At 66.8% G+C, this 4,972-nt stretch carries 5 protein-coding genes and 1 pseudogene; 3 read left to right on the forward strand and 3 right to left on the reverse strand.

Going from position 1 to position 4,972, the window contains the following annotated elements; genetic code table 11:
* A pseudogene (locus tag QLQ12_RS46570) lies at nt 1–128 on the reverse strand (IS6 family transposase); the annotation flags it as partial.
* Between the two features lie 148 nt (nt 129–276).
* On the opposite strand from QLQ12_RS46570, the gene QLQ12_RS46575 reads away from it, so the two are divergent.
* Together QLQ12_RS46575 and QLQ12_RS46580 are read left to right on the forward strand one after the other, a co-directional pair.
* Nucleotides 277–1,215, forward strand: a complete 939-nt coding sequence (locus tag QLQ12_RS46575) for an ISAs1 family transposase (RefSeq protein WP_282767510.1) — start codon at nt 277–279, stop codon at nt 1,213–1,215.
* 79 nt (nt 1,216–1,294) lie between these two features.
* Nucleotides 1,295–1,489, forward strand: a complete 195-nt coding sequence (locus QLQ12_RS46580) for a hypothetical protein (RefSeq protein ID WP_282767511.1) — start codon at nt 1,295–1,297, stop codon at nt 1,487–1,489.
* Nucleotides 1,490–1,540: 51 nt separating this feature from the next.
* Here QLQ12_RS46580 and QLQ12_RS46585 read toward each other — a convergent pair whose 3' ends face one another.
* Nucleotides 1,541–2,257: a hypothetical protein gene (locus tag QLQ12_RS46585; RefSeq protein ID WP_282767512.1), complete on the reverse strand. Its 717-nt coding sequence runs from the start codon at nt 2,255–2,257 to the stop codon at nt 1,541–1,543.
* Between the two features lie 857 nt (nt 2,258–3,114).
* Between QLQ12_RS46585 and QLQ12_RS46590 the strand changes: the two genes are divergently transcribed.
* Nucleotides 3,115–3,921, forward strand: coding sequence for a hypothetical protein (locus tag QLQ12_RS46590; protein ID WP_282767513.1), 807 nt, complete (start codon nt 3,115–3,117; stop codon nt 3,919–3,921).
* A 76-nt stretch (nt 3,922–3,997) separates the two neighbouring features.
* Here QLQ12_RS46590 and QLQ12_RS46595 read toward each other — a convergent pair whose 3' ends face one another.
* Nucleotides 3,998–4,420 carry a hypothetical protein gene (locus tag QLQ12_RS46595; RefSeq protein ID WP_282767514.1) on the reverse strand — a complete coding sequence of 141 codons (423 nt, stop codon included), beginning with the start codon at nt 4,418–4,420 and terminating at the stop codon, nt 3,998–4,000.
* Between the last annotated feature and the right edge of the window lie 552 nt (nt 4,421–4,972).

Below are 4,972 nucleotides of genomic sequence, written 5' to 3' on the forward strand. Positions count from 1 at the left end.
TACCGCCAGACACCGTTGACCTTGACGTACGTTTCGTCGACGTACCAGCGGTCACCCGGAGCGCGGCGGGTGAACCGGGCCGCGTCGGCCAGCAGCGGGGTGAACCGCTGCACCCACCGGTAGACGGCAGGGCCATTGCATTCTCGGACGGCAGGGCTCTGAAGTGGGGATTCGCGGCGTGAGTGGCCTCTATGGAGGCGGAAGTAGCGGGTGAGATCACGTCGGTGATCATGAAGTTCTCTAGGCCACACGAAGCTCCGAGGACCTCACCCGCCGATGGCATCATCTCTCATCACCGCACTGACCGTCACGACACCCCATGCCACCACCGCACCGAGGCCGGTCACCGACGGTGAACAGCGCGGGTTGCTGAACGCCCTCGCCGCGGTTCCCGATCCGCGTGACCCCCGCGGAATCCGTTATCCGCTGTCGGCGGTGCTGGCCGTCGCGGTCTGCGCGGTCATGGCCGGCGCATCCTCATTCGCGGCGATCACCGATTGGCTGCACGACCTCGACGAACACGCCCGCACCCGGCTCGGCTTCAGCGACGGTGTGCCCGCCGGCACGACGATGTGGCGATTGTTGATCCGTCTCGATCCGACACTGCTGACCACCATCCTCGCCGGCTGGCTGCACGCCCGGGCTCCTCAGCCGGGTCCGACACCACGCCGCTACCGCAGCGTGATCGCTGTGGACGGCAAGACCCTGCGCGGCGCCCGCCGGGGCGACGGCCGTCAGGTTCATCTGCTGTCCGCGCTGGATACCGCGACCGGGATCGTGCTCGCCCAGGTCACCGTGGATACGAAGTCCAACGAGATAACCTCGTTCGCGCCGCTGCTCGACGCTGTCGAGAAGGTGCTCGGCACTCTGGCCGGGGTCCTGTTCATCGCCGATGCCCCGCACACCCAGACCGGGCACGCCGACGAGGTCACCGCCCGTCGAGCTCATCTGCTCGTGCAGGTGAAAGGCAACCAGCCATCCCTGTTCAAGCAGCTCAAACGCCTGCCGTGGGCGCAGATTCCCGTCGGTGACCGGACCCGCGATCGAGGTCACGGCCGCCGCGAGACCCGCACCGTCAAGGCCGTCACCGTCGCTACCCCCGGGCGGCATCGGTTTCCCGCACGCCCTGCAAGCCGTCCGGATCACCCGCACCCGGATCGTCGCCGGCAAGACCAGCCGCGAGACGGCCTACCTAACCGTGTCACTAACCGCTAGCCACGCCTCGGTCCGTGATCTGCAGACCTGGATTCGGCGGCATTAGCACATCGAGAACCGCCTCCATCACGTCCGCGACGTGACGTTCCGTGAAGACCTGCACCAAGCCCGAACCGGCACCGGACCCGCCGTCATCGCAACGCTGCGTAGCACGGCGATCGGCTGGCACCGCCTCAACGGCGCCACCAACATCGCCCGCGCCACACGCCAAGCCAACCGACGCTCATACGACCTGATCACCGCCGTGACCAGCAGCTACCCGACAACGCAATGACCCTGGGGCCTGGCCGCGCTTGCAACGTGATGGCTGCACCAGGCACCTGCTTCAGTGCATCGGAGGCGCTGCGTGGGCGGCTCGTCGCCACGTTTCGATCTCTGTCTCGTGGGAGCCGGCCGTGGTGGCGGCAGCCACCAGCGCCTGACGCTCAGCGTCCACCGAGCCGTCGCCGCTGGCTATCAGAACCAACGGCCAGGTGGGGATTCCTTCCTGCTCGTCGTAAGCGTGCAAGTCCCACGGCCCGCCGAAACGCCACCACCGCCCGCGGCAGTCGGCGACATCGTCGCCGATGTTCAGGAAGGCGTACGGTCGGAACACAAGATCGATAACCAATGGGATGTCATCGTCTGGGTTGATGCTTGTTCCCTGCTCAACGGCGTTGACATCCTCTGACACGCCGCAGCGCAGGACCATGATCTCGCGGTGAGGGCGCGGCAGTCGACCCGTCTCGAGCGGCGGATCGAAGCTCTGCGCCTCAATCACGTGCACGACGGTGGGAGGAATGCCGACACGGCAATCCGCTCCAGCTTGAAGCATCTCGGCGGAGGGTTCGGTGCGGAACAGCTCGGCGGACCAGTCGGGCGTGTCGGTGCCGCGGGCGATTGCCACGTTCCCGTTCCATTCGAATCCCACGGCATCCGGATCGCTTTGCCACCATGGCCAGCGGATCGACACGTGTCCGTTGGAAACGTCGATCACCCTCGCTGGGGTAAACGAGCAGGAGACCTTCAGCACGTCGCCAGCCCGGTATTCGCTCTCCACCACAACGCGAAGATCTATCACCATGCCATGGCCGTGTCGAGCAATAAGGGATGGCGGGCCCCGATCAGCTGCACTCTTCTCGGCAGTTCAGTACGCCTGACAGTTTAGAGACCTATCACCGGGCGTCACGGCCCGGCGAGTCGTCCGCGCACGCTCGGCGGCCAGATCCGGACGTTCGCACTTCGGTGACTGGCTGTACACACCGAGGGTTCGCGACGGAGTGGCCCGTTGAAGAATGCACTCCATGGCGAACACCGACGCACGACGGCGCTGGCGGGAGGAGCAGCGTGGACGGCTCCATCCGGATGTCGCCCAAGGCGACCTTGAGGATTCGCGTTGGTGCGTCCGGATGGATCCCTGACGGCTGAGGTCGTCCACGTGCAATGGATGGACAACCATCCAGCAGGTCCCGACACTCACGTAACGGTTTCGTTCGCAGAGGGGTGCAACGTGGAGTTCGCGTTCGATACCCCCGTCGTGAAGGTCCGATCGGCCGACCTGCGGGTGGTGAGCCGAGACGACGTACATCAGGCAGCGGCATTGAACACGTGCCGCACTGCTCGGCTTGGCGCCGGCGACGGCGCCATGCGTCCTGCTTGGCCCTGGTAGGGCTAGCCCTACCAGGGCCAAGGGTGTCTGCCGTAGTGCTCTGGAAGCAGCGCCGTTGATGTACTCAGTCCCGTGCGATCTTCTACTGCGGACACCACGATGGGCGCCCTCTGCTGGGAGGCAGCTGCCCCGGTATTCCTGACTGCGAACGTCGGCGTCGGGTTCGCCTGGGACGATCCGCCCTTCATCTGGGCCACCGGCGCTCTCCGGACGGACGTGCGGGCGGTATCCGGGGTGGCGGGATGGCAGCGATGAGCAAGGTTCAACTGAGTTCGAGGTTCGTGATCGGCCTACTCCTGGGCACCGGCTCGGCGTTGGTAGCGGCATTCGTGCTCGTCCCGGCCGCCCTCCTCCGCGGCACCGACGGGGCTTTCAGCGACGAGCCGGCGCTGCGGGGCGCGGTCGGGCGAGGTCTCGTCGAGTATTGGCGAGGTGGCGGAGCGGAGTTTCCCGCCCTCCTGGCCAAGCTAGTCGACTACTGGTTCCGATGGCATGCGATCAAGGTGGTGATCAGCGTGTTGATGGTCATGGTCTTCGCCCTGCTCGCCGTCGCGCTGTGGCGCAGGTACCTGCACGCCGCGGCCAGGTACGCGGTGGGTGCTATCGGCGCGACCGTCTTCACGATCCTTGCGACGGGACTGCTGATCCTGAACATCCAGGCGACGGCCGTACCGCTGGTCGCGTTACTGCCGCTGCTGGACGGCGGAGCATCCGGCGGTGAACTCGCTCAGACTCTGCGTGAAATGCGCGAAGGGCTGACGGAGTCAGCTAGCCCACATGCCAGCTCCCCCGCGTTGACAGTGCTTCTCGGCGAGGTGGAGCGTTACCACTGGGTCATGGTCGCGATGGCCGCCACGGCGATGGCGGTAACCGGCCTAGCAAGTGCGTCTCTGCGGAGGCGGCGCGTCGCCGACGACTCCCGCGTCAGGTTCATGCGCAGGACCCTCCGCGTCATCATGGCTCTCACCGCGAGCCTGCTAGTCCTCGTGGCGGCGGCCAGCGCGCTCTCAGCCACCGAACCCACCAGCGCGCTCCTCGCAGTCATCGACGTGAGCTGACTTTCCTGTCCTTCATCTTGAGCGACAGGTTGCGAGGTTCTCCCCGAGCGATGACCGCCGCCCGGCCCGACTTTTCTCAGACTTCCGTTAAAGCCGACGGCCAGCGAGGGGCCTCAATCAGGCGATGACGTCGAACGAGACGTCCGGGTCGATCCGGGTCAGCCGGTCGGTGTCGCCGGTGAGTACTTGGTAGCCGCGCTGGCGAGCGGTGCGCCACGGTGCCGGCGGTGGCGTCCCATACGTTGCTGGTGATCATCCGTTCGACGGCTACGGCGTCGGTCCGGCTCAGCGGCAGGGCAAGGATCTGCGGGTGATCGTCGAGGATGGTCAGCAGCGCCGCGTGGTGCACGCGCAGCCCAGCGACTTCGGCGCGGACCAGGGCGCGGATGACCAGGGCGATGGCCTCGGTGCGGGCGACCGTGAGCCACGACGACAGGTAGAGGTTGCCGTCGAGTAGTGCTGCCCGGGCGCCCGAATTGAGGATCCGGCCGCCGGTCACGAGGCGAGCCGGACCGGGTAGCGCTCGGCGATCACGTCGTCGCCGGGGTCGTCGGCGGGCAGCTCGTGCGCGTGGGCGCTGGTCACAGTGTCAGGGCGCGCGCCGGACAGTCGGTCGAGGCAACAATGCAGGGCCCTGGAAACCGGCTCCCAGCGTCAGACTACCTAACGGTCTCATGAACCAAGCCGCGACGACGTCGGCGGGCAACCACCCCGGCCAGCCATACCCACGCGGTCACCGAGACAACGTCTCGTGCCCTACTGCGACGCCACCGGCGGGGACTGTCATTGCCCGCCGTGCCGACCTGTCCGGGCACGCCTGAAGGACGCTGGGAGATCTGGACCCACCGCGCCGACAACGCCGCGCCGCAGCATCCCGGCGGATGCGGCCCTGCCACGCTCGACCCTCGCTCGGCCGCACGCCTTAGTGCTTGGGTTCGTAAATTCTTCGGGGGTTATGCGGCCAGGGCGTGTGCGGCAGGCTGGGTATTGCAGCCGGCGGGTTGCTGGAGGTTCTGCTCTTTCTGTTCGTGTCGCTCGATCCGGGTCATCA

This window comes from Actinoplanes sandaracinus (genome assembly GCF_030009775.1).
Lineage (GTDB): Bacteria > Actinomycetota > Actinomycetes > Mycobacteriales > Micromonosporaceae > Actinoplanes > Actinoplanes sandaracinus.